Origin of the sequence: uncultured Mailhella sp., assembly GCF_963931295.1 — a bacterium.
GTDB lineage: Bacteria > Desulfobacterota > Desulfovibrionia > Desulfovibrionales > Desulfovibrionaceae > Mailhella.
The window spans coordinates 3,035,065-3,056,851 of record NZ_OZ007001.1 but is presented as its reverse complement, the minus strand read 5'-3'; the positions used below and the strand labels follow the sequence as shown (position 1 = coordinate 3,056,851).

Annotated in this window: 19 protein-coding genes and 3 tRNA genes; 12 read left to right on the top strand and 10 right to left on the bottom strand. The window is 56.0% G+C overall.

The genetic code is table 11. From position 1 onward, the window contains the following. The first annotated feature begins 379 nt into the window (after positions 1-379). From ABGT79_RS13070 to ABGT79_RS13050, 5 genes are all read left to right on the top strand, one after another. Entirely contained in the window at positions 380-1,555 is a 1,176-nt protein-coding gene (locus ABGT79_RS13070) for a M20/M25/M40 family metallo-hydrolase (RefSeq protein WP_346666546.1), read from the top strand. A gap of 30 nt (positions 1,556-1,585) precedes the next feature. After that, positions 1,586-1,888: a hypothetical protein gene (locus ABGT79_RS13065; RefSeq protein WP_346666545.1), complete on the top strand. Its 303-nt coding sequence runs from the start codon at positions 1,586-1,588 to the stop codon at positions 1,886-1,888. Continuing rightward, positions 1,819-2,949 (top strand): Na+/H+ antiporter NhaC family protein, encoded by a 1,131-nt coding sequence (locus tag ABGT79_RS13060; RefSeq protein WP_346666544.1) that lies wholly within the window; start codon positions 1,819-1,821, stop codon positions 2,947-2,949. Before ABGT79_RS13065 ends, ABGT79_RS13060 begins: the two co-directional genes overlap by 70 nt. A 192-nt stretch (positions 2,950-3,141) precedes the next feature. Then, positions 3,142-4,485 (top strand): MATE family efflux transporter, encoded by a 1,344-nt coding sequence (locus ABGT79_RS13055; protein ID WP_346666543.1) that lies wholly within the window; start codon positions 3,142-3,144, stop codon positions 4,483-4,485. Positions 4,486-4,512: 27 nt separating this feature from the next. Then, a complete protein-coding gene (locus tag ABGT79_RS13050; RefSeq protein WP_346666542.1) occupies positions 4,513-5,430 on the top strand; it encodes a DMT family transporter in 918 nt (305 codons plus the stop codon). Positions 5,431-5,831: 401 nt separating this feature from the next. Here ABGT79_RS13050 and pepT read toward each other — a convergent pair whose 3' ends face one another. Further along, a complete protein-coding gene (pepT, locus tag ABGT79_RS13045) occupies positions 5,832-7,076 on the bottom strand; it encodes a peptidase T (RefSeq protein WP_294485730.1) in 1,245 nt (414 codons plus the stop codon). 28 nt (positions 7,077-7,104) lie between these two features. After that, positions 7,105-8,661: an AbgT family transporter gene (locus ABGT79_RS13040; protein WP_346666541.1), complete on the bottom strand. Its 1,557-nt coding sequence runs from the start codon at positions 8,659-8,661 to the stop codon at positions 7,105-7,107. Positions 8,662-8,789: 128 nt separating this feature from the next. Here ABGT79_RS13040 and ABGT79_RS13035 point away from each other — a divergent pair, with 128 nt between their 5' ends. Beyond that, complete coding sequence (locus ABGT79_RS13035; protein WP_346666540.1) at positions 8,790-9,140, top strand: hypothetical protein; 351 nt, start codon at positions 8,790-8,792, stop codon at positions 9,138-9,140. A gap of 323 nt (positions 9,141-9,463) precedes the next feature. Here ABGT79_RS13035 and ABGT79_RS13030 read toward each other — a convergent pair. The 3 genes from ABGT79_RS13030 to ABGT79_RS13020 all read right to left on the bottom strand — a co-directional run bounded on the left by ABGT79_RS13030 (position 9,464) and on the right by ABGT79_RS13020 (position 10,409). Beyond that, positions 9,464-9,540: transfer RNA gene (locus ABGT79_RS13030), tRNA-Pro, on the bottom strand. Between the two features lie 25 nt (positions 9,541-9,565). Next, a tRNA-Thr gene (locus ABGT79_RS13025) sits at positions 9,566-9,641 on the bottom strand. A gap of 84 nt (positions 9,642-9,725) precedes the next feature. Continuing rightward, positions 9,726-10,409: a histidinol phosphate phosphatase domain-containing protein gene (locus ABGT79_RS13020; RefSeq protein WP_346666539.1), complete on the bottom strand. Its 684-nt coding sequence runs from the start codon at positions 10,407-10,409 to the stop codon at positions 9,726-9,728. A 139-nt stretch (positions 10,410-10,548) separates the two neighbouring features. On the opposite strand from ABGT79_RS13020, the gene rsfS reads away from it, so the two are divergent. From rsfS to ABGT79_RS12990, 6 genes are all read left to right on the top strand, one after another. After that, entirely contained in the window at positions 10,549-10,941 is a 393-nt protein-coding gene (gene rsfS, locus ABGT79_RS13015) for a ribosome silencing factor (protein WP_346666538.1), read from the top strand. Next, a complete protein-coding gene (gene gpmI / locus ABGT79_RS13010; RefSeq protein ID WP_346666537.1) occupies positions 10,941-12,464 on the top strand; it encodes a 2,3-bisphosphoglycerate-independent phosphoglycerate mutase in 1,524 nt (507 codons plus the stop codon). The genes rsfS and gpmI overlap by 1 nt, the downstream gene beginning before the upstream one ends. A gap of 59 nt (positions 12,465-12,523) precedes the next feature. Further along, a complete protein-coding gene (locus ABGT79_RS13005; RefSeq protein ID WP_346666536.1) occupies positions 12,524-12,751 on the top strand; it encodes a hypothetical protein in 228 nt (75 codons plus the stop codon). A 234-nt stretch (positions 12,752-12,985) separates the two neighbouring features. Beyond that, positions 12,986-13,642: a DUF6198 family protein gene (locus tag ABGT79_RS13000; RefSeq protein WP_346666535.1), complete on the top strand. Its 657-nt coding sequence runs from the start codon at positions 12,986-12,988 to the stop codon at positions 13,640-13,642. A 51-nt stretch (positions 13,643-13,693) separates the two neighbouring features. Continuing rightward, a tRNA-Arg gene (locus tag ABGT79_RS12995) sits at positions 13,694-13,770 on the top strand. A 367-nt stretch (positions 13,771-14,137) separates the two neighbouring features. Beyond that, a protein-coding gene (locus ABGT79_RS12990; protein WP_346664755.1) for an IS5 family transposase occupies positions 14,138-14,892 on the top strand; the annotation gives its coding sequence in 2 pieces (ribosomal slippage) (positions 14,138-14,471 and positions 14,471-14,892; 756 coding nt in all). A 428-nt stretch (positions 14,893-15,320) separates the two neighbouring features. On the opposite strand, the gene ABGT79_RS12985 is transcribed toward ABGT79_RS12990, so the two are convergent. From ABGT79_RS12985 to ABGT79_RS12965, 5 genes are all read right to left on the bottom strand, one after another. Continuing rightward, positions 15,321-15,446: a hypothetical protein gene (locus tag ABGT79_RS12985; protein ID WP_346666534.1), complete on the bottom strand. Its 126-nt coding sequence runs from the start codon at positions 15,444-15,446 to the stop codon at positions 15,321-15,323. 278 nt (positions 15,447-15,724) lie between these two features. Next, entirely contained in the window at positions 15,725-16,954 is a 1,230-nt protein-coding gene (locus ABGT79_RS12980) for a capsular biosynthesis protein (RefSeq protein ID WP_346666533.1), read from the bottom strand. A gap of 1 nt (position 16,955) precedes the next feature. Next, positions 16,956-19,076 carry a capsular polysaccharide biosynthesis protein gene (locus ABGT79_RS12975; RefSeq protein WP_346666532.1) on the bottom strand — a complete coding sequence of 707 codons (2,121 nt, stop codon included), beginning with the start codon at positions 19,074-19,076 and terminating at the stop codon, positions 16,956-16,958. A gap of 314 nt (positions 19,077-19,390) precedes the next feature. Next, entirely contained in the window at positions 19,391-20,350 is a 960-nt protein-coding gene (locus tag ABGT79_RS12970; RefSeq protein ID WP_346666531.1) for a hypothetical protein, read from the bottom strand. 186 nt (positions 20,351-20,536) lie between these two features. Continuing rightward, positions 20,537-21,727, bottom strand: coding sequence for a nucleotide sugar dehydrogenase (locus ABGT79_RS12965; protein ID WP_346666530.1), 1,191 nt, complete (start codon positions 21,725-21,727; stop codon positions 20,537-20,539). Positions 21,728-21,787: the final 60 nt, after the last annotated feature.

Here is a 21,787-nt window from a genome sequence, read left to right as displayed (position 1 = left end):
GCCCCGCCGATGCCGTACGCCGGTTCAGATCCCACAAACGCGCAGACCGACCATCGCATCCCGATCGGCGAGCGTCGGCATTTCCCCAAAGCCTGCCATTGCGTTTTTCCCTTTCATGTCCGGCTCGCGATGCGGACGAACACAGTACATAATTGCATCAGTTCATGCGACGCCACGCGTCTGTACAGTGATGCGCACGAAATGTGACTGCAACGCAGCGTTTTTTCGGGCAGTCTTACTTTGTCATTTATATCACAAAACATCTCCTGTTCGACGCCGTTTGTAAAAGTATTCTCATGTTGCCTTGTCTCTTGAACATTTTCATGTATGCGGATAGTCTGGGCCATCTTTTTTCAGGAAAACACAAGAGCGGCCGACTATGAACAACAAAACATTGTGGCGCGAGGCCATGGCATACCTCGACGGCAGGCAGGCGGAAATGCTCCAGCTTCTGAAAAGGCTGGTGGAAATGGAAACGCCCTCCGCCGACAAGGACGCCGTCAGCCGTCTGGCCCGCCATCTCGACACCTACTGCGACGCCATGGACATGGCATGCCGCAAAACGCACTACGACGGAGCCGGCGACGCCCTGACGGCCTGCACCCGGCAGGGAACGCAGCGCCCCATTGCGCTGATTGCCCATATGGATACGGTGCATCCCGCGGGAAGCTGGCCCGAACTGTTCCGGCAGGACGGCGACAAGCTGTACGGTCCGGGCGTTTTCGACTGCAAGGGCGGCATCGTCATTGCGCTCTTTGCCGTCAAGGCTCTCAGAGCCTGCCGCTACCATGACCGCCAGATCAAGCTGATCCTTTCCAGCGACGAGGAAAGCGGACACATGCTGTCCGGCGGCCTCGGCGGACAGCTTTTCGAGCAGGAATGCGCAGACTGCGCGTTTGCCTTCAACTGCGAGAGCGGTTCCACAAGCAATGAGGTCGTCACGCAGCGCAAGGGCGGAGCCGTGATCCGCATCGACGTGAAAGGCATCGCCGCCCACGCGGGGCGCAATCCCGAAATGGGCGCGAGCGCCATACGCACGGCGGCGCGTCTGGTGGAAAGTCTGGAAGCGCTGACCACCCCGGACGGCAATTTGTTCAACTGCGGCAAAATTACGGGCGGCACGGGCTCCAACATCATTCCCGACAGCTGCGCCATCTCTCTCGGCCTGCGCTACATGTCCAATGCCGACTACGAAGACGCCCTGAAAAACCTTGAGCGCCTGTGCGCCCAAACGCCTCTGCCCGGCACCTCGGCCTCCTTCACGGTGCTCGCCCGCTACCCCGCCATGGAGAAAACGCCGGGCACCGACGCGCTGGCCGCCGTCTATGACGAAGCCTCGCGCGAACTGGGCTACGGGCCGGTTTCCTTCGTCTCCACGGGCGGCTGTTCCGACAGCGCCTTCGTCACGCAGACGGGCGTTCCCACGCTGTGCGCTCTGGGCATAGGCGGGGCCAACGCCCATACGAAAGAGGAATACGCCCTGCTCTCCTCCCTGGTGCCCCAGTGCAAAAAGCTCGTTGCCGCCATTCTTTCCCTGCCGGACGACAACGCGTAACCTTTTCCGCCGACTATCGACGATCCCGCCATGAACACTTCCGCAAAAAAATTTCAGTTTCCCAACTCGCTGGTCATCGTTTTTGCCATGATGATCCTCGCCGCCGCGCTGACCCACGTCATTCCCGCGGGACAATACGATCTCATCACCGGCACAAAACTCCTTGATCCGGCCACCTATCACGCCATTCCCCAGCAGGGCGTTTCTCCCTGGGGACTGGTGGACGCCGTATTCTCCGGCATGGCAAGGCCGGTCCCATCATCGTGTTCACCTTTCTCGTGGGCGGCTACTTTCAGGTGCTCATCGCCAGCAACTCCGTGGACGCCTTCATAAGCTGGCTGGTCGGAAGGCTGGGAACCCGCTCCTTCCTTATTCTGCCCGCCGTCATCGTCATCATGAGCATTCTCGGAGCCTCCGGCGTCATGGCAAATCCCGTCGTGGCCACCATTCCCATCGGCGTCATTCTTGCCCGCAGGCTCGGCGCCGACCACATCACGGGCGTGGCTATCATGTTTCTTGCGGCCTACGGCGGTTACGCCACCAGCCCCGTGTGCGCCATGACCGTGCAGATCGCCCAGCAGATCGCCGGTCTGCCCATGCTCTCGGGATTCGGCTTCCGCAGCGTCGTGTGGCTGGTCTTTCTGCTGCCCACCATGCTGTTCATCGTGCGCTACGCCCGCAGAATCGGCCGCGCGCCTCATGAAGAACCGGCTTCCGCCGCACCCGAAGCGCCCCAAAACGACACTCCGGCGTTCAACGGCCGTCACGCGCTCGCCCTGCTCGGTCTCGTGGCGGGACTCGGCATCTATGTATGGGGCTCCCTCTCCTGGCACTGGGGCATGAACTACATGGCGGGCATCATGATGCTCGTGGCCATGTTCTGCGCCCTCGTCACCGGCATGGGCATGAACGGCTTTGTCGCCGGATTTCTTCAGGGAGCCAGGCAGATGACCTTTTCCGCCATGCTCATCGGCCTTGCCACCGGCATTTCCGTCGTGCTGAGCGAAGGGCATATCCTCCACTCCATCATCTACGGCATGGCCGTCGCGCTGAACAGCCTGCACAGCGTGCTCGTGGCTCCGGTCATGTTCATCTTCAACCTTCTCTTCAACTTTTTCGTTCCCTCGGGATCGGGGCAGGCCGCCGTGGTCATGCCCATCATGGCTCCGCTTTCCGACGTCGTGGACATTTCCCGTCAGACCGCCGTGCTGGCCTTCCAGCTCGGCGACGGGCTCTCGAACGTCATCTTTCCCACCAACGGCACCATGATGGCCAGCATCGCCATGGCGGGCCTCGATTACCGCAGGTGGACGGGATGGGTTCTTCCGCTCTTTCTTCTGTGGACGCTCATGGCCGTCGTCGTCATGATCATCGCCGTGGCAACGGGACTCTGAACTGACTTCGGCAGTCCTGCCGATCTCCATCCGACGTTTTGTCGCCCCATTGTTCTTTACAAGCTCAGCCTTCCGGAGCAGATTGACCGCGGGCTGCGCCCGGACTCCAAAGCCTGAGACACCGCCCCTGTTCCGGCAAGGCACACTCCGCCAGAGGACACCCCGCCCCTTTCACCGCATCCCATACGTTCCATGTTCCGGCTTCAGAAACAACATATCGACATCCGCCTGCTCCTGAGACTGACCCTGCCCATCTTTCTGGAACTCGTGCTGCAGCTTCTCGTGGGCAACGTGGACAAAATCATGGTCGGCAACGACTACAGCGCCACGGCCATCAATCAGGCCAACACCATTCTCGACATGCTGGCCGTCAGCCTGTCCGTGCTCTCCGCGGCGTCCCTCATCCTCATCAGTCAGTACAAGGGCGCGCACAACAAGGAAAAGGAACAGCAGGTCTATGTGCTTTCCTTCTACTTCAATCTGACCGTCAGCCTCTCCATCGGCGTGCTGCTCGCCGTGCTCGCAAGGCCCGTGCTTTCCGCCATCCACGTTCAGCCGGAAATCATGGACGAAGCGGTCATCTATCTGCGCATCACGGGAAGCGGCCTCTTCCTTCAGGCCGTCATGCTGTCGCTGAGCGCCTATCTGCGCAGCAACACCTACATGAAGCAGTGCCTTTTCGTGGCCTTTCTCTTCAACATCATCAACATCAGCGGCAACGCTCTCTTTCTCTGGGGATTCGGCATGCAGGGCGCCGTGGCCGTCGCCATTCCCTCCGTGATCTCCCGCCTCATGGGCGCCCTCATCCTTTTTTATGAGGTCAGAAAATATCTGCGCCTCAACCTCTCCATAACGCAGCTCTTCCGCTGCCGCCGCTCGGAACTGCTCAAAATACTCAAAATCGGCCTTCCCTCCTGCGGAGAGTCCATTTCCTATTCCTTCAGTCAGATCGTCATTCTGGCCATCATCAACACGTTCAGCACCATGGAAGCCGTGGTGAAAACCTACGCCACCATGCTCGCCATGTGCTCGTACCTGTTCACTTCGGCCATTTCCCAGGCCATGCAGATTCTGCTCGGCCGGGCGCTCGGCGCCAAACGCCATCAGGAAGCCGAAGAACTCGTGGTCTGGGTGACCGTGGTCTCCTGCGCGGCGTCCATCACCATTTCCGTCGCCATCGCGCTGTTCGCGAACACCATTTTCGGCCTGCTGACCGACAATGCCGACGTCATTCGCCTCTGCCGCACCGTCATGCTCATCGATATTGCGCTGGAAATCGGCCGCGCCATCAACATCGTCATGGTGCGCGCTCTGCAGACCTGCGGCGACGTCATTTTTCCCACCACGCTGGCCATCATTTTCTGCTGGGCCGTGGCCGTTTGCGGTTCATGGCTTCTCGGCAGTGTTCTGGGGCTCGGCATCATCGGCGTATGGGTGGCCATGAGCGCCGACGAACTGTGCAGAGCCGGTATATTCATCGTCCGTTTCCGTCGCGGAAACTGGAAAAACCTTTCCCTTGTCGACGAGAAAAGCTGACCGGCTTTTCCCGCCCCGGAGTGTCCCATGAAAACATTGCATGAAAGACTAGTCTACCTCTACCTGTTCCTCACCTTCTTTCTGTGGGGCAGTCTCTACGTCGTGAGCAAATACGTGCTCGACAAGGTGCCGCCCTTTACGGTTTCCCTCGTGCGGTACGCCATTTCCTTCCTGCTGCTCCTCGTGCTCATACGCATAAAGAAATTCAGGCCCGTTGAGCGTCAGGACTACAAATACATCTTCATGATCGGTTTCTTCGGCTACTTCGTGGCTCTGGTGCTCCAGCTTCTGGGCACCAAGTTTTCCAACGCCTCCTTCGCCGCGCTCGTCAATTCCCTGAATCCCATCGTCATCATGATCATGGCGGCCATCTTCCTGCATGAGCGCCTCACCATCCAGAAGGTCATCGGCCTTGCTCTCGGCATCGTCGGCGTGTACTTCATCATCGGCGGCGTTCACGGCAGCGACATGATGACGGGCATCATCCTTTCCCTCATTTCCGTGCTCCTGTGGTCGTACGTGTCCATCATCATCCGCAAGATCGGACACAAATACCATCCTCTCATCATCACCGCCTGGAGCATGGGCGTCGCCCTTGTGTTCACGCTGCCCGCCTCCGCCGTGGAACTCATGCACACGCCCGCCGTCTGGGACGCCGGAGTCGCGGCTTCGCTGCTGTACATGGCCGTCATGTGCACCTGCGTCGCCCACCTGCTCTGGAATGAAAGCCTGTCCCTCATAGAAGCCGGAACATGCTCCGCCTTCTATCCGGTTCAGCCGCTCACTGCCACCATTCTCGGCATTCTCTTCCTGGGCGAAGCCGTGTCCCTCTCCTTCTGGATAGGCACCGCCCTCATCCTCATGGGCGTCATGCTCTGCCTCATCCACTTCAGCAAGGCTCCCGCCGCCTGTCAGACCAGCTGCTGCTCTTCCCGCGAGCGCTAACGGCAAAATATCGCTTTCACGAATCGATCCGGCGACGGAACATCTCCGCCGCCGGCTCTCGTTTAACCGCCGGAAACCGGGACCGCCACGCATCGAACATCATCCCTGCAACTCCAAACGGTCACCTGCCCTCTGCCTGCGGCGGGCGACCGAAACAGAAGCTCGCCATCGTTGACGCAGATCGACGCACCTTTCCTCCGCGCCGCGCGTTCCCGCCCTTTGCCGTTCCCGGATCCTTTTTCAAGACAGATTGCCGACCTTCGCGCCGGGTGAGGCGTCTTTGTCAAGCCGCTGCCCTTCCCCTCCACATTCGACTCGCCGGTCGGAAGTTCTCCGGGCATGAAAAAAACGCCCCGGCCGACAAGGACGCGAGGCGCTTTTCATCATGCTGTCAACGGAAATCAGCAGGCGGATTTCTTCGCTGCAAGCTCCAGAATCTTGAGCGTCATCTCAAGAGACTTGCACAAAGACGGAACGGGCAGAAATTCCGCATTGGAATGGAAGTTCAACCCGCCGGTGAAATAGTTGGGGGTCACAAGGCCCTTGGCGGACAGGGCGGAACCGTCGGTGCCGCCGCGCATGGCGATGGTCTTCGGCTCCACGCCGATCTCGTGCGCGGCTTCGTACATGAGGTCGATGGGCGCTCTGTCTTCGCCGAGCGATTCCACAATGTTGCCGTACACGTCCGTAAACGTCACCTTGATCTTGGCTCTCTTGTGACGGATGCGCGTGAAGTCCACCACGTCCTGCACGTACTTCTTGCGGGCTTCGTAGCACTTCTTGTCGAAGTCGCGAATGTTCATGTGCAGGGTGCAGCGGCTGCTGTTGGATTCCATGCCGGTAAACCACCAGTAGCCTTCCTTGCCGTCGGTGTGCTCGGGCGTCTGCTTGCGGTCGAAGCAGTTGATGATGTCGGTAGCCACGAGCAGCGGATTGACAAGCACGCCCTTGGCGGACATGGGATGCGCCGTCACGCCTTCAATCTCAAAGAGAACGCTGCCGGCATTGAACGTTTCATACACGAGTTCGCCCACGGCGCAGCAGTCGATGGTGTAGGCAAAATCAACCTTGAACTTGTTCAGATCCATCAGCTTGGAGCCGCAAAGACCGATTTCCTCATCCGGCACGAAGGCCACGCGGATTTCTCCGTGCGGTCTGTCGCCGGAAGAGAGCACGTGCAGCATGGTCATCACGTTGGCGATGGCGGCCTTGTTGTCCGCGCCGAGCACGCTGGTGCCGTCGGTGAAGATGATGTCCTGACCCGCGTAGTCCGCGAGTTCGGGATGTTCGGCAAGACGCAGCCAAATATCCTTTTCGGCGTTCAGGCAGACGTCTCCGCCCTCATAATGCAGCATCTGGGGATGCACTTCGGGAGAAAGCGACACGGGCACGGTGTCGAGATGCGCGACAAAGCCCACGGCCGGAGCGCCGGACACGTTGCCCGGCAGTTTGGCGGTCAGGATGGAATGTTCATCGATCTCGATGTCTTCAAGCCCCATGGCCTGAAGTTCGCCTGCCAGAAGACGGGCCAGTTCGCGCTGTCCTTCCGTGCTCGGAACCACGCCTGCGGCGGGATTGCTTTCGGAAGGAACGGCGACATAACGCAAAAAACGTTCCGTCAGTTCGTCGGCGTATTCATGTTTCATGACTTTTGCCTTCTTGATGCAAGAGAGTTTACTTGACGGGAGGATACACATAGCCGCTGTCAAAGCCCAGCGGAATGCCTATCATCCAGTACATGTACAGCACGAAAGTGAGCACCACGAGCAGCGCTACCGTATAGGGGAGCATCATGGAGCAGAGCGTGCCCACGCCCGTGGCCTTGGCGTACTTCTGGCAGTACATGATGAGCAGCGGATAGAACGGGAACAGCGGCGTGGACACGTTCACGGCGGAGTCGCTTACGCGGAACGCGGCCTGGGTGAGTTCGGGAGAAATGCCCAGCATCATGAGCATGGGCACGAAAATGGTGGACAGGATGGCCCACTTCGACGTGGCCGACGTGATAAGGATGTTCAGCATGCCGGTCAGCAGAATGATGCCGAACAGGGTCATGCCCGAAGGCAGGCCCATGTTCTTCAGGAACTCTGCGCCGGCAATGGCGAGCAGCGTGCCGATATTGGACTTGCCGAACACGTACAGGAACTGCGCGGCAAAAAACGCGAACACGATGAAGGACAGGAGCATGGTCAGCACGTGTTCCATGGACTTGATGACGTCCGTGCTGTTCTTGAACGCACCGGAAGCATAGCCGTACACCAGACCGGGAACGGCGAAGAACAGGAACAGCAGGGGAACAATGGCCTGCATGGCAGGTGCCTTGGGACTGGTCAGGCTGCCGTCGGGGGCACGGAACAGGGAATGTTCCGGCCAGCACATGGCGAAGAACAGCAGAATGAAGGCCAGCCAGGTGAGGCAGGCGCGACGGAAGGCGCGCTGTTCCTCGGGGCTGATGGGATTCAGCTGCAGATCGGGATCGTTTTCCAGACCGCTGTCGAGGGGCATGGTCATGCGCAGACGGGGCTCGACGATCTTATCCGTGACATACCAGCACGCGGCGATGACGAAGAACGTGCCGCCCAGAGCGAAGAAGTAGTTGCACAGCACGTTGACGGAATACGTCGGATCCAGAGTCTGCGCGGCAGCCTGCGTGAAGCTCTGCATGACGGGGTCGATGATGGAAGGCGTATAGCTTGCCGTGAATCCGCCGGCGAGTCCTGCGAAGGAGCAGGCGATGCCCGCCAGAGGATGACGTCCGCAGGAATAGAAAATCAGGGCGGAAACAGGCATCAGCACCACATAGGCGGAGTCGGACACGATGTGGCAGAGAATGGAGACGACGATGACGGCGGGGGTGAGGATCTTTCGAGGAATGATGCTGAGCAGCTTTTTGAGCAGCACATGAATGAATCCGCTGCCTTCGGCAATGCCTATGCCCATGGTGGCCACGATGGTCATGCCGAGCGGCGGGAAGTTCATGAAGTTCTTGACCGAGGAAACCACGAGATCCAGCAGATTCTTCGGACTGAGCATGTTGAGAACGCGAATGGTTTCCCCCGTGCTCGGATGCTTGTAGTCAAACGAGACGAACGACAGAAGGAAAGACAAGATAATGGCTATCACCAGAGCATAGATGAAAAGCATGGTGATGTGCGGCAGTTTGTTGCCTGCGGCTTCCACGGCGTTGAGGAAGCGGTTCATAGCCCCGACGGGCTGTTGGGGTTTCGACATATGCACTCCTTGGACGATAAAATTCCGGCATACGGTTCTACGCATGCCGGGTATTACAGCGTCAGCAAGGTATTTTGCCCATTTTCACGCCGCTAGGCAAGTAAATCTCCCGTCAAAATTAATAAAATTTGTCCATACGTTGTGACGCGTGGTCCGGCAGCGGCAACGCGGCTGCGGCACGCATGCTGCAAAGCACTTTGTGTAATCTTTCACCATGCCCGCAACAGAACTTTTTTATCAACACTTTGTGCTTACTGTTTATTTTTATGAATAATGCCGATCAGACACAGGATTCTTTGGCGGTCCTGCTTATAAAAAGCATGCAGAAAAATAAAGATACAGTCAAAGAGGAAACGCCAGAAAGCAATCGTATCGATCCATGCCGCAGCGTGCTCGCCGTCACAGCTCGGATGCGTCGAAACCATCGGGAATCATGTTTCGCCTGTGGGGACGGCATGTCCGGCGACGCCAACACCTGATTGCCGAAAGCCGCGTCTCTCGGTGCTCCGACCTTTTGGTGCAGCAGCCCTTCGTGCGGCTGAATCGTTTCGAGCATCGTGAAAAAGCCCCAAACATTTTCCGCCACCCTCTCCTCCCTTTCCTGTAGCTGCGACTGACTCCGAACAAGAAAGCGCAGAAAAAGACAAACAGGGCAAGATACGCCCGCGGGAGCAAGGAACGAGATGACGCTGAGAATCCCCTGCGGCACGAGAAAAGACGGCACGACGGGAAGAGAAGCCTGCACGGGAAGAATTTAACAGAAAAGGGAGCCGTGACTCACCATCACAGCTCCCTGAAATTCTGGTCGGGATGACTAGATTTGAACTAGCGACCCCTTGAACCCCATTCAAGTGCGCTCCCAGACTGCGCTACATCCCGACTCTAGCACCGAGTATGAGAAGAATGGAGCTCATGATCAGAATTGAACTGATGACCTCATCCTTACCAAGGATGCGCTCTACCAACTGAGCTACATGAGCATTTCGTCTCTCGGCGAGGTGTGTAATTAGCAGGATGAGGGACGGTCGTCAAGCGTTTCCTGACGTTTTTTTTTATTTTTTTCTTCACCGATGTTTGATCGTCATACATTTCCGCACGAGCGTACACTCACTATTTTCCAACAATTTCAACAAATTACTTTTTCCATCCTGCTGTCCGAACACATCCGCCCCCTTGATGATCTGTGGCCAGAACGACCTTGGCGTCATTTCCACCGCGCAGACGGCTCCGCTCCCCCGCACCAGAGGACAGCCGAAACGCAGAGCCATGCCTGCCGTATGCGCGTTGGTCAACGCGTGCTTCGGCGATGAGGTGAACTCCAGGGCGACGCCCCGCTCCGCGGCAAACGCCGCTGTTTCGGCGTCGATGAGCCCGGGATGCGTCAGAATATCCACTCCCGCCTCCACGGCCGCCATGTTGGAGCCCTCCTCCACCTGGTCGCCGAGCGTCTCGCCGTAGGCAAGCACGATTTCCGCACCAGCCTTTCTCGCCTCCGCCGTCACGGTCGGAAGAAGCGCCGGGGGCACGTGACGAAGTTCCACGCCCGTCCGTGCCTCCACATTGGCGTAAAGACTGAGCCGACGCACCTGTGCCGCCAGCGTCTCCAGCTCGGAAAAATTGTCGCCGCCGCTCGGCATGACCAGTCCCACGAAGCGCAGACCCGCCAGCGCGGCGTACCGCAGGGCCGATGCGGCGTCCAGTCCCGCTCCGGGAACGCCCCGGGCAATCACGATATGAAAATCAACCATAACTCGCTCCTTCTGCCGTGTGCATACCGGGCCCAGCCCCAAAAGGGAAGAGCCCCCGGGCACATTTGCGCTCCAACGGCGATTGATGTATGCTTACGCCCCATTCCTATAGATTATACCGAGCATATTGAGGGCTACCATGACCAAAGAAAAAAAATATTCCACGCTTCCCGCCTCCGAAAAGGCCCCCGTCATTCAGCAGTGGCTGGCCGAACACAAGGCACGCGATCTGTCCGTATTCCGGCTTCCTGAAGGCAACCCGCTGGCCGACATCGTCATCATAGCCTCGGCCTCCTCCGCGCGTCACGCGCGCAGTCTTGCCGACGGTCTTTCGGAAATGTGCAAGAAGGAGAAATTCGAGATCCTGCGCACCGAAGGCTATCAGGAAGGACAGTGGGTTCTCGTGGACCTCAACGACATCATCGTCCACATTTTTCAGGAGCCGGTCAGGGAACTATACCATCTTGAGGCCCTCTGGTCCGGCGCCGAAGCGCTGCCCGCCACAGCAGCGGAAGGAAAGGAGAACAATTGATGCCCGTAGTGAAACCTACCCTTTTTCTCATCCTCGACGGCTACGGTCTGGCTCCCGCCGGACCGGGAAACGCCGCCAGCCTTGCTCATACCCCCACGCTTGACCGCCTGCTCGCCATGCCCGGCCTGGGCCGTCTGGACGCCTCCGGTCGTCAGGTGGGGCTTCCCTCCGGATTCATCGGCAATTCGGAAGTGGGGCACCTGAACATCGGCGCCGGCCGCATCGTGTATCAGGACATGACCCGCATCGACATGGCCGTGGAAAGCGGAGAACTGTTCCGCAATCCCGTGCTGCTCGACATGTGCGAACGCGTCCGCGCCCGCGGAGGCCGCATTCATTTCTGCGGTCTGCTCTCCGACGGCGGCGTCCACAGTCACATCAATCATCTGTTCGCGCTTCTGGAACTTGCGCAGCGCGAAGGCGTGCCCGCGCTTGTCCACGCCTTTCTCGACGGCCGCGACACCCCGCCCTGCTCCGGCATCGACTATGTGACCCGTCTGCAGCCCGAGCTTGAAAAAACGGGCGCGCGCCTGGCCGACATGGTGGGCCGCTTTTACGCGATGGATCGCGACAAGCACTGGGAACGCGTGGAACAGGCCTGGAACATGATGGTTCACGGTCAGGGTCAGCGCGTCGAGAACGCGCAGGAAGCCCTGCGCGCCGCCTACGCCGAAGGCGAAACCGACGAATTCATCAAGCCCCGCATTCTGCTTGATCCCGCCGAATCCGTCATCCGCGACGGCGACGGCGTCTTCTGCTTCAACTTCCGCGCCGACCGCGGCCGCGAACTGGTGCGCGCGCTCACGGATTCCGACTTCACCGGATTCGACCGCGGCGTCATGCCCGACATGGCGGCCGTCGCCTCCATGACCTCCTACGAGGCCACGCTCACCGCGCCCGTGGCGTTTTCCAAGCACAACCTCGACAAGACCATGGGCGAAATCGTCGCCGACATGGGCCTGCATCAGCTGCGCATCGCGGAAACGGAAAAATACGCCCACGTCACCTACTTTTTCAGCGGCGGACGCGAAGCCCCCTTTGAAAACGAAGACCGCATTCTTGTCGAATCTCCCCGCGACGTGGCCACCTACGACCTCAAGCCCCAGATGAGCGCCGAAGAAGTCACCGACAAGCTCATTGCGGCCTGGAACAGCGACAAGTACGACTTTGTGGTGTGCAATCTCGCCAATCCCGACATGGTGGGCCATACCGGCGTGCTTGAAGCCGCCATCAAAGCCTGCGAAACCGTGGACGCCTGTGTGACCCGCATCGAAAAGGCCGTCATGGACCGCGGCGGCATACTGTGCATCACGGCCGATCACGGCAACGTGGAAAAAATGATAGACGAGGAAGGACGTCCGCAGACGGCCCACACCCTGAATCAGACGCCGCTTCTTATTGTGGAAAACGGCAAGACGCATCCCGTCAAAAACGGCAAGCTCGGCGACATCATGCCCACGCTGCTCACGCTCTGGGGCATACCCGTCCCGGCGGAAATGACCGGCGACAATCTGCTTGTCTGACATACCGGGCCAGACGCCTTGTCCGGCCCGCTTTTCTGGAATCGTTCACGGAGAATGGTATGACCTACAGCGAACCGGTAAAGCCCGAAAGCATGGCGCTGCTCTTTGTCTATGTCTGCCCGTACTGCCAGAATGAAGTGGTGCTGGTGTCCCCCGTACAACCCATGACCGTGACCTGCGGTTCATGCCGCAACAGCTTTCCCATCGTGCCGGTGGACGAGCGGACCGTGCAGTACGTACACGCCATGCTCGGCGACGGAAAAGCCGCGGTCAACCCGAACTTCTGACAAAAACAAACGTAGTTTTCCCAGAGGCGCAAACAATCGACGAACGCGCAGCTTCCGCACGCCGCGCGTTCTGCAAAGCGCTTTCCCTTCGGTTCTTACGCGCACAAGCCTTCCGCGCCAGACAGCCTGCCTTTCGGCAGGCTTCCTTTTTGAACCGGCTTGCGTTTATAATCAGTATTGAATAAAATAATATCATATTAATTTATTTCAACAATTCTCTCAGCGACATTACGGATGAATACTTCACACACAAAGGAGCGCTGCAAGCGCTGGATAATCTTTCTGCTAAGTCTTTTTTTCATGGGCAACGGCATAGCCATGGTCACCAACGCGCAGCTGGGCACGACTCCCATTTCCAGCGTGCCCTACGTCGTGGGCGAAATCTTCGGCTTCTCCATAGGTACGGGCACGTTCTGCGTTAACACGCTCATGCTGCTGGCTCAGATTCCCCTGCTCGGCCGGACCTTCCGACCTCGACAGTTTCTTCAGCTGCCCAGCGTATTCATTTTCAGCATGTTCATCGACCTCGGCATGTGGCTGACCCACACGCTCATTCCTGAAACCTGGCCGCTGCGCATCGTCATGACCCTCATCGGCTGCACCATCATGGCCTTCGACATCACGCTGGAAATCACCAGCAACACCATGGTCATTCCCGGCGAAGGCTTCGTGCTGGCGCTTGCCTATCGACTCAAGCTGCCGTTCAGCAATCTCAAGGTCATCAACGACGTATCTCTGGTGGTGCTCGCCGCCCTGCTCGGCTGGATCTGCCTGGGACGAATCGCCGGCCTGCGGGAAGGCACCGTCATCACGGCATTTCTTACAGGATTCATCATCCGCTTCTTCAGTCTCTGCTTCCGCCAGCGCATCGAACTGTGGTTCAAGAAGTAATCAAAAATTTTGCTTGACCGCGAGGCAATCCTTACCTACAACACAAGGAGCGCGCTTATAGCTCAGCTGGATAGAGCAACTGCCTTCTAAGCAGTGGGTCGCAGGTTCGAATCCTGCTAGGCGCACCAAATATTTCAAGCACCTATGAAGATATCTTCATAGGTGCTTTTTTCATGTATCACAAGGAGGATAAAAAACAGTAGAAAAGGCCCGGTCTCTTTGTGACCAAGAAACAAAATGGGGCCGACCAGCATTGGCGGTAGTTCCTCTTATGCATCTGCAAGGTTCTCTAACGACTAAGCCCTAAAGGTCCATTACGATCCGAACCTGCATTCATGTTACCCTTCGGCGTATGGGACGCTCAACTGTTCTCCGAAGTTATCCTCGGCCGGTTGATAGCTGGTGTCCCCGATATTTTCCATGTCGACCTAGGCTCAGGACTCATTAATTGCCAAAAGGGTAAAAAGTTCTTATTGTCGGCATAGGGAGGATGCCATGAAGGAACTTTTTTATCTTTCTCATGAACAGATTGCTCGTATCAAACGCTACTTTCCTCGTTCCCACGGCATTCCGAGAGTCGATGACAGGCGTGTCGTCAGCGGCATTATCTATGTCATCAAGCATGGCCTGCAATGGAAAGATGCCCCGCGCGAGTATGGACCATACAAAACTCTCTACAATCGTTTTATCCGCTGGAGCCGATTGGGTGTCTTTAACAGGATTTTTGCGGAGCTTGTTGAACAAAACGGCTCCACAACACGCTTGATGATTGATACCACACATCTCAAGGCACACAGGACAGCAGCAAGTTTGCTGAAAAAAGGGGCCTTTCCCGATGTATCGGACGCACAAAAGGCGGCCTGAATTCAAAACTCCACGCTGTCTGCAATGCCTTCGGTCAACCGTTGGCCTTCCATCTGTCCGGCGGTCAGGTGAGCGACTACAAAGGCGCTGCTGTCCTGCTTGATACTCTGCCGCAGGCCAGGGAGCTTCTGGCGGATAGAGGCTATGATGCCGACTGGTTTCGTCATGCCTTGTCCCGTAAAGGAATCACGCCGTGTATTCCTGGCAGACACAGCCGAAAAACTCCGGTGGTCTATGACAAGGAGGTTTATAAGCAGCGGCACAAGATAGAAATCATGTTCGGCCGACTCAAGGATTGGCGCAGAATAGCCATGCGTTATGACCGTTGTGCACACACGTTCTTTTCGGCCATTTGTCTCGCTGCCATTGTCATCTTTTATATTTAATGAGTCCTGAACCTAGTAACAACGGCGTCAGAACTCCCCATTGCAATATGTACAGCATATCAGAAGAAGTCGTTACCACATAATTATTGCTTTTCGGCAACAGTCAGCTAGCCTGGGTGATCCCCCCTCAAAAAAAACATCTTTTTGATATGAACGGGAGGCTAAGCAACGCCGTTTTATCGAAAAAATTTTTAGATATAACCGTCTTCTGGTCCACCCTCTCAGCGAATACTTGTCTGTTTTGTCCGCTTTCACTCCATTAACGGCCTGAAGGCCGTATAAAGCCCCCAGACACCAAATACATATCCAGAAGCCACAAATACTGTACTTGCTTTTCATAATGCCCATACCGACGCCGGCGGTCACATAGTGAGTAATCTGATAACAGGTGAGGTCATGAGATTACAGTACACGTTGAACAGCACTGTCTACAGGTATTCTTCCATCTCGATGGCGGACGCATGGCCTCTGTCGAAGTTGTCGGGCACGAAACCATAAACGACGTATTCGAGTTCCAGCGGCAGGGCATGTCGAGATTGCGGCTGAAATCGCACCCACGGCCAGACCGCCGCCCACCCCCACGTCGTGCGTGGCATAGGCGCAGTCAAGGCTCTGCTCGCCGCACACGTTGCTGCGAAAGTGCTGATCGTTCAGCGTGACGCGGTGAGCGACATACACGCCTATGGCCTCTTCAGCAGCAGACGCGGCCTGCGGCAAAGCAACATGAGAACAGCGGGCAGAATGGCCTCAAACAGAATTTTTTCATAACGAGTCTCACCGTGTCGAAAGTTGTCCGCTACTGTAAAGGAAAACTTTTTTCCCGGTAAAACGCTCACCGGTGCAACAGTAGATCTCGATGATGCAGTACTTTTTCCAGCCTGTCGGCACAGCCCTGCACGGCCATACACATGCCTTCGCCGAAGTAAAAATTGCCGTTCACCAGCGCGAAAGAGAGCAAAATGCGCTCGAAATCCCGCAAAAGTCCCATGTCCGGCGCACGAAATTCCTTCCAGAAACGGGCAAGCGGCATGTCTTCTACGCTCTGTGCAAGTCCAGGTATGGCGTAGATGGACTTGCCCACGCAGTACACCGCCTTGCCCTGCTCCAGCGCCTGCATGCCCATGGTGCTGTTCAAAAGCACCACGGCACGGCTTTTTCGTATCATGTCCATGCCGTTGCCGCTCTCTACAAAAATCACGCGCTTCTCTATGCCGCACGCCTCGCTGAAACTGCGGATGAACCGGTCGTATCGGATGAGTCCGCTGTCCAGAGGATGATTGCGGATGACAAGATGCGTCTCTTTGGGCGCGTCTCTGGCAAAGGAAGTCATCACCCAGGCAATGGCTTCCTTCATTCCGCTGAACGGCGAATAGCGCCGCACCTGTGAATCGGAGTCGAGCTGAAGCGGAAAAAGAAAAAACGGCGCATCATTGAGATGCGACAACGCCTTTTCCGACAGCTTCATGCGGTGGCGGCGCGTGAAAAAGTGCGGTATCCAGCCGCTGAAGAGCTCCTTCAAATGGCCGTACGGACGATGCGTACGATAAAACGGGAAAAACGGAGTGGACAGGATGGATGCCCCTGCATAAAGCACGGCCTGAAGCTGACGGCGACCTATAGGGTTCAGGGACGGCACTGGGCGTAATGGCGCCGGACAAAGCTTCGCCTGAGCACGCACCTCCTCCGCAGTGTGCGGCAAGCTGGAATTGCCGTTTACCCCGCCCGGCTCCATGGTTATCCAGTGAGGACGAAGATATCCTTCATCAAAGGCCCATATCCGTATGCCGTGCAGCCGCGCAATGTGCACAGCCTCGCGGTGATGCGGCCGCCAGTCGCCAAAAACCAGCAGGTCAGTCACGCTCCGGCACTCCATGAGGCGGTGCACCCACGAACTCCAGTCCGAGGTACGGCCGTGATAGGTCAACGCGCCGCGAGGCCAGTCCAGGACGTCGCCGCCGCAGAGGTTCACGCGCGTCACCTCATGCCCACGCTTACGAAGCTCCTGTCCCAGCAGGCGGAAGAACGGTCCATGCGGCCCCTGAAGAAAAAGATAACTCGCCATGTCAGAACACCTTCCTTGCCTGTATGCGAAGAACATCAAACAGACGCAAAACAGGCATTCTCTTCATCTGCCCGCTCCTCTGAAGCAGACGATGACACACATCCTCCGCCGTGCAGAAGCTCGCCGTCTGCCAGTCGTAATAGCTCGGGTACAGCAGAAGTACGCCCGCCGTAAGTTCATCCAGCGTCAGGCGCGCCGTGCGGCGGGACAGGAAGGAACGCTCCACGGCATAATCTTCCGTGAGCCCCCAGCCCGCATAAAAGGGGCCGCCGTAAACGCAGACCTTCACGCCGCGCAAGAGGGCCTCAAATCCGGTCAGGGACGTAAGGGTATGCACCTCGTCCACCACGGCCAGAAGCGCGTCCATGCGCACGTTGCGCACCACCTCGTCGGCCACGCAAAGCACCTTAGCATCGTCTATCCTGCCCTTGCGGTTCTTCACTTCCACGTCGGGATGCGGCTTGTAAATAATGAACGCCCCGGGATTGCGGCGACGCACCTCCCTGAGCAGTTCAAGATTTCCCCTGATGCCGCAGCCGCCGCGGCGCACTGAAGCGTCGTCCTCCACCTGACCGGGCACCAGCAGCACCCGGCGATCCGAGGGCCAGCGCGTGCGGGAAAGCGTGCTCTGCCCCACATTGTACTTGGTCAGCCCATTCTGAACGATAAACTCGCGAAGTGCCCGAGCCCTACGACACAGCTCGTCGTAGTCAGACCGCTCCGGTAATTGCTGAAGGATGACTTCAAGGTCGCTGGGCTGCGTGGGGTCGTAATAAATGCCCCGCCTGTCCAGCACCAGCGAATACGGATACTGAAAACTCGAGCCCAGTCCTACAGAGCGAATGAAGCCGTCTTCCATGCGTACCAGCGGCCCCCCGGCCTCACGACAAAGCGCTTCCAGCATTCCGTCTGCGCATCTGGACGACCATGCCACTACGTCTCCACCGTGTCCGGCAGCGCTGGCGACGGCACGCCGTTCTCCATGGAAGTATTTAAAAAAGCGGAAAGAAGCCCCGGTACTCTGCAAAAAAGCCCGCGCGTGCGGATGCTTCCAGAAAGAATAACCGAAACAGGCGTGAAAACCGCGGTTCTGTTCATTCTTCTCCCGCTGCACGGCAAGCCGGGCAATGGTGTCGTGAATATCGCAGCCCTCCCCGGTGATGGGATTTACATATCTGGCGTAAAGAAGGTATGCGGCCGCAAATACTTCCAGAAGCGTGCACTTCTTTGTCCGCCGCGGGCAGGACAAAGCATCATGCGTGATCCCCCAACCCGCGTAGAACGGCATGCCGAAGCAATGCACATCCTTACCCAGCATGAGAGCTTCAAAGCCCATCTGCGAGGTGACGCAGTACACCACGTCCGCCTGTTCAAGAAGCGAAAGCGGCGCAACGTCTTCCGCAATAAGCGTGGCGCCATAGTGCTTCGCCGCTTCAGTGAGATACCCTTTCTTCTTTCTGGCCAGCACATCAGGGTGCGTCTTCACATAAAGCCACGCGTGAGGGAAGCGTTTTTTCGCTTCCGTCAGCATGGCAATGAAAGAGGAAGCGTCCGCCAGACCGAGAGATACCGAAGCATCCCCCACGGTCTGATCGATGATGAGTACACGGGGAGCCCCCGGCTCTGCCGCCCCCAGAACCCCCGGTGCGGCATCGGGTGCATGATTGTACTTGCTGAGATGATGAAGGAGAATGGCGGAAAGTGCCTTTTGGGCGGAAGCCATGAGCTCCGGCGTCTGCCACCCCTCAGAATTTAAAAGGGTTTCAAGGTCCGAGGGACCGGTGGCGTCATAGTAAATCCCCGTATAGTCCACCACCAGAGAAAGAGGCGCCGCGTCCTCACAGCCGAGACGCAGAGAACGAAGAAAACCGTCTTCCACGGCAATGTAGGGCAGACCGTGTGCCGCGGCATAGCGTCTTGCCTTGTCGGCCGTAGGCTTGTGCCCCCATCCTGCCACGGCCGTGCACGCTTCTCCCCCCTCTTTTCCGGCAAGCCTCACCTCTCCACCGAGAAAGGCGGAAAGGTGGGGGATACGGGAAAACTTTCGGGAGAAGGCAAGGAAACTCTTCTGCCCTTCAGCTGACGTCGTCTTCAGTTCGGCCTCTCTGCTTAAAGCATTCATGACAACATCCGTCAGTACATTTCAATAACATTAATACCTGTTAGCAACATATTATTCCAAACTATGCAGGTTCCGCTGCATAGTTTTGTTTTCAAAGGTTCATACATATATGATTACAGAACAAATCAGTATTACGCATAATGCAAAAATAACATTCCACCTCTGTCAGAACACCTTCATTAAAATCATGAAAACAATGAAATCAAATCTTTACTGTACTGCAGCAGTCGCATAAAAAGCATACATCCTTATCAATTAATTTTTATTTATTAAAATATCACCATATTAATTTAATTAATAAATATAAAAATACATTAACACACATCATTCTGCTTATTCAGTAATTCAATTTGATTTTGAAGTTTTTTATTATTTTTTAAAGCCAGATAATAATCTTTCATACCTTCAAGTAATGCATTAATAATTTCTATTTTTTGGGGCGAAATTTCCATTCCTCCCCATTCGTCGCTCATAAGACGTTCCATAATCCTAGATACATATGGTGTAGGTTGTGCAAGATGAGTATCTACAGCATCAATATTTGCAATTATAACCCATATATTATTAACTTTTTGAAGACCATATTTATATTCAATACCATTTTTTTGAAAAAATGCATCCATTTGTATTTTATCAGAAGGACTTTTTACATTTGAATAAATACATATTTTTGACTCTGATTCTTTATCAATATTATCAATATAAAAACGTTCTCTCAAGGATTCATCATCAAAACTGACACTCAGTGCATGTTCAAACTTATTTCTTACCTTCCGATAATGTAGTGGAACATTAAGCTGCGGATTAAAGGCAAGACACGTTGAGCCATACAGTTTTCTGGAACACCACAGCGCCGCAAAGCCGCCATTGGATGAAGAAATGAATACAAGGTCTTTGCAGGAAAGACCGTAAATATCCAAAAACTTATGTATCATTTCGCATATCAGTTCGAGATAATTGGAATCTTTTGTTCCAAAGTAGTACGTCGGTGCTATATTCGTCTCATGTCTAGTCGGATCGTCAATCCAAAGAAACATGCCGTCGAAAGATTCATACCACGTTACCCGCTGAAAAATGGGATACGGCCTTCTATCCCTCCCCACTGCAGAAAAGATCACATACAGCTTTTTATGCCCAGAAGGCATGAAAAATGTTTCAAATGCTGTAGCTCTTACTGTGATGCGTAATCTGTGAATATCATCCGTTGTCAAATCGTCCAATGCAATTTCTTTGGGCGACTGTATCAGAAGAGCTTTGAATTCATCCTTGTTCATGCGATATCCTTTTACAGAGGGAACTAATGTTGAAAGCCTATGCGGAAGCCAGCTTCCGCACACTCTGAAACTATTGTCGCCAGTGCCTGACGACAGAATGCTCTAACAGGGAGAATGTCATTTCCCCGATGGTGTCCCCTCAACCCGACAGCCTTCGCTTCCGCCATGCCCCTGTGCGGCCTGGCCTCAATCTCTTTCAAACAAATCTCTGGTATAGACTTTGTTCAGGCAGTCCCTTACTTCCTCCGCCATGCGGTTGACCACAATCACGTCGGACATGGCCTTGAACGCTTCAAGGTCATGGATGACGGGAAAGTTTTGGAACATCTCCTGATGCAGCGTCGGCTCGTAGATGACGACTTCCACCCCCTCTCCGCGCAGCAGACGCATAACGTCCTGAATGGCGGACTGACGAAAATTGTCGCTGCCCGCCTTCATGGTCAGGCGGTAAATCCCCACCTTTTTTGGGGAACGTGAGAGAATCTGATGAGCAATAAACTCCTTGCGCGTATTATTCGCCGCCACGATGGCGGTAATGATGTCGTTTGGCGTACCCTTGTAGTTCGCCAGGAGCTGCCGCGTGTCCTTGGGAAGACAGTAGCCGCCGTAGCCGAAGGAAGGGTTGTTGTAGTGAGAGCCGATTCTCGGGTCGAGGCCCACGCCTCTGATAATCTGCCGCGTGTCCAGCCCGTGCACTTCCGCATAGGTATCAAGCTCATTGAAGAACGCCACGCGGAGCGCGAGGTAGGTATTGGCGAAAAGTTTGATGGATTCCGCCTCCGTGGCATTCACCATGAGAGTAGGAACGTCCTCGTCCATGGCGCCTTCCTGAAGCAGTGCGGCAAAGCGCTTCGCCTTTTTCCTCAGCTCCGGCGTACAGTCCTTCGGCGTACCTACTATGATGCGGGAAGGATGCAGATTGTCGTAAAGTGCCCTGCCTTCACGCAGGAACTCCGGCGAAAAGAGGATGTTGGGCAGTCCGGGCCACACTTTGCGCAATCCTTCCAGATATCCTACCGGTACCGTGGACTTGATGACCACCGTAGCGGCAGGATTGACCTTTTCCACTATCTTCAGCACGGCGTCGATGGATGACGTGTCAAAATGGTTCTGCTCAACGTCATAGTTGGTGGGCGTGGCAATGATGACAAGGTCCGCGTCGCGGTAGGCTGATTCCCCATCCATGGTTGCTTCAAGATTCAACGGCTTCGTGGCAAGAAATTCTTCTATTTCCTTATCCACAATGGGGGACTTTTTCTGATTGATGAGCTCCACTTTGGCGGGAATGATATCCACGGCCTTCACGCTGTTGTGCTGAGCAAGAAGAACGGAAAGGCTCAGACCGACGTAGCCGGTACCGGCAACGGCAATATTCATACAGATCTCCAGATATGCTTATCTCTGCAGCACGGCGTTTCGCCGTACCATGTACGTTTT

Coding starts and splice junctions, on each gene's coding strand:
- ABGT79_RS13070 (WP_346666546.1), top strand. CDS start 380: ATGAACAACAAAACATTGTGGCGCGAGGCCATGGCATACCTCGACGGC.
- ABGT79_RS13065 (WP_346666545.1), top strand. CDS start 1,586: ATGAACACTTCCGCAAAAAAATTTCAGTTTCCCAACTCGCTGGTCATC.
- ABGT79_RS13055 (WP_346666543.1), top strand. CDS start 3,142: ATGTTCCGGCTTCAGAAACAACATATCGACATCCGCCTGCTCCTGAGA.
- ABGT79_RS13050 (WP_346666542.1), top strand. CDS start 4,513: ATGAAAACATTGCATGAAAGACTAGTCTACCTCTACCTGTTCCTCACC.
- pepT (WP_294485730.1), bottom strand. CDS start 7,076: ATGAAACATGAATACGCCGACGAACTGACGGAACGTTTTTTGCGTTAT.
- ABGT79_RS13040 (WP_346666541.1), bottom strand. CDS start 8,661: ATGTCGAAACCCCAACAGCCCGTCGGGGCTATGAACCGCTTCCTCAAC.
- ABGT79_RS13020 (WP_346666539.1), bottom strand. CDS start 10,409: ATGGTTGATTTTCATATCGTGATTGCCCGGGGCGTTCCCGGAGCGGGA.
- rsfS (WP_346666538.1), top strand. CDS start 10,549: ATGACCAAAGAAAAAAAATATTCCACGCTTCCCGCCTCCGAAAAGGCC.
- gpmI (WP_346666537.1), top strand. CDS start 10,941: ATGCCCGTAGTGAAACCTACCCTTTTTCTCATCCTCGACGGCTACGGT.
- ABGT79_RS13005 (WP_346666536.1), top strand. CDS start 12,524: ATGACCTACAGCGAACCGGTAAAGCCCGAAAGCATGGCGCTGCTCTTT.
- ABGT79_RS13000 (WP_346666535.1), top strand. CDS start 12,986: ATGAATACTTCACACACAAAGGAGCGCTGCAAGCGCTGGATAATCTTT.
- ABGT79_RS12980 (WP_346666533.1), bottom strand. CDS start 16,954: ATGGCGAGTTATCTTTTTCTTCAGGGGCCGCATGGACCGTTCTTCCGC.
- ABGT79_RS12975 (WP_346666532.1), bottom strand. CDS start 19,076: ATGAATGCTTTAAGCAGAGAGGCCGAACTGAAGACGACGTCAGCTGAA.
- ABGT79_RS12970 (WP_346666531.1), bottom strand. CDS start 20,350: ATGAACAAGGATGAATTCAAAGCTCTTCTGATACAGTCGCCCAAAGAA.
- ABGT79_RS12965 (WP_346666530.1), bottom strand. CDS start 21,727: ATGAATATTGCCGTTGCCGGTACCGGCTACGTCGGTCTGAGCCTTTCC.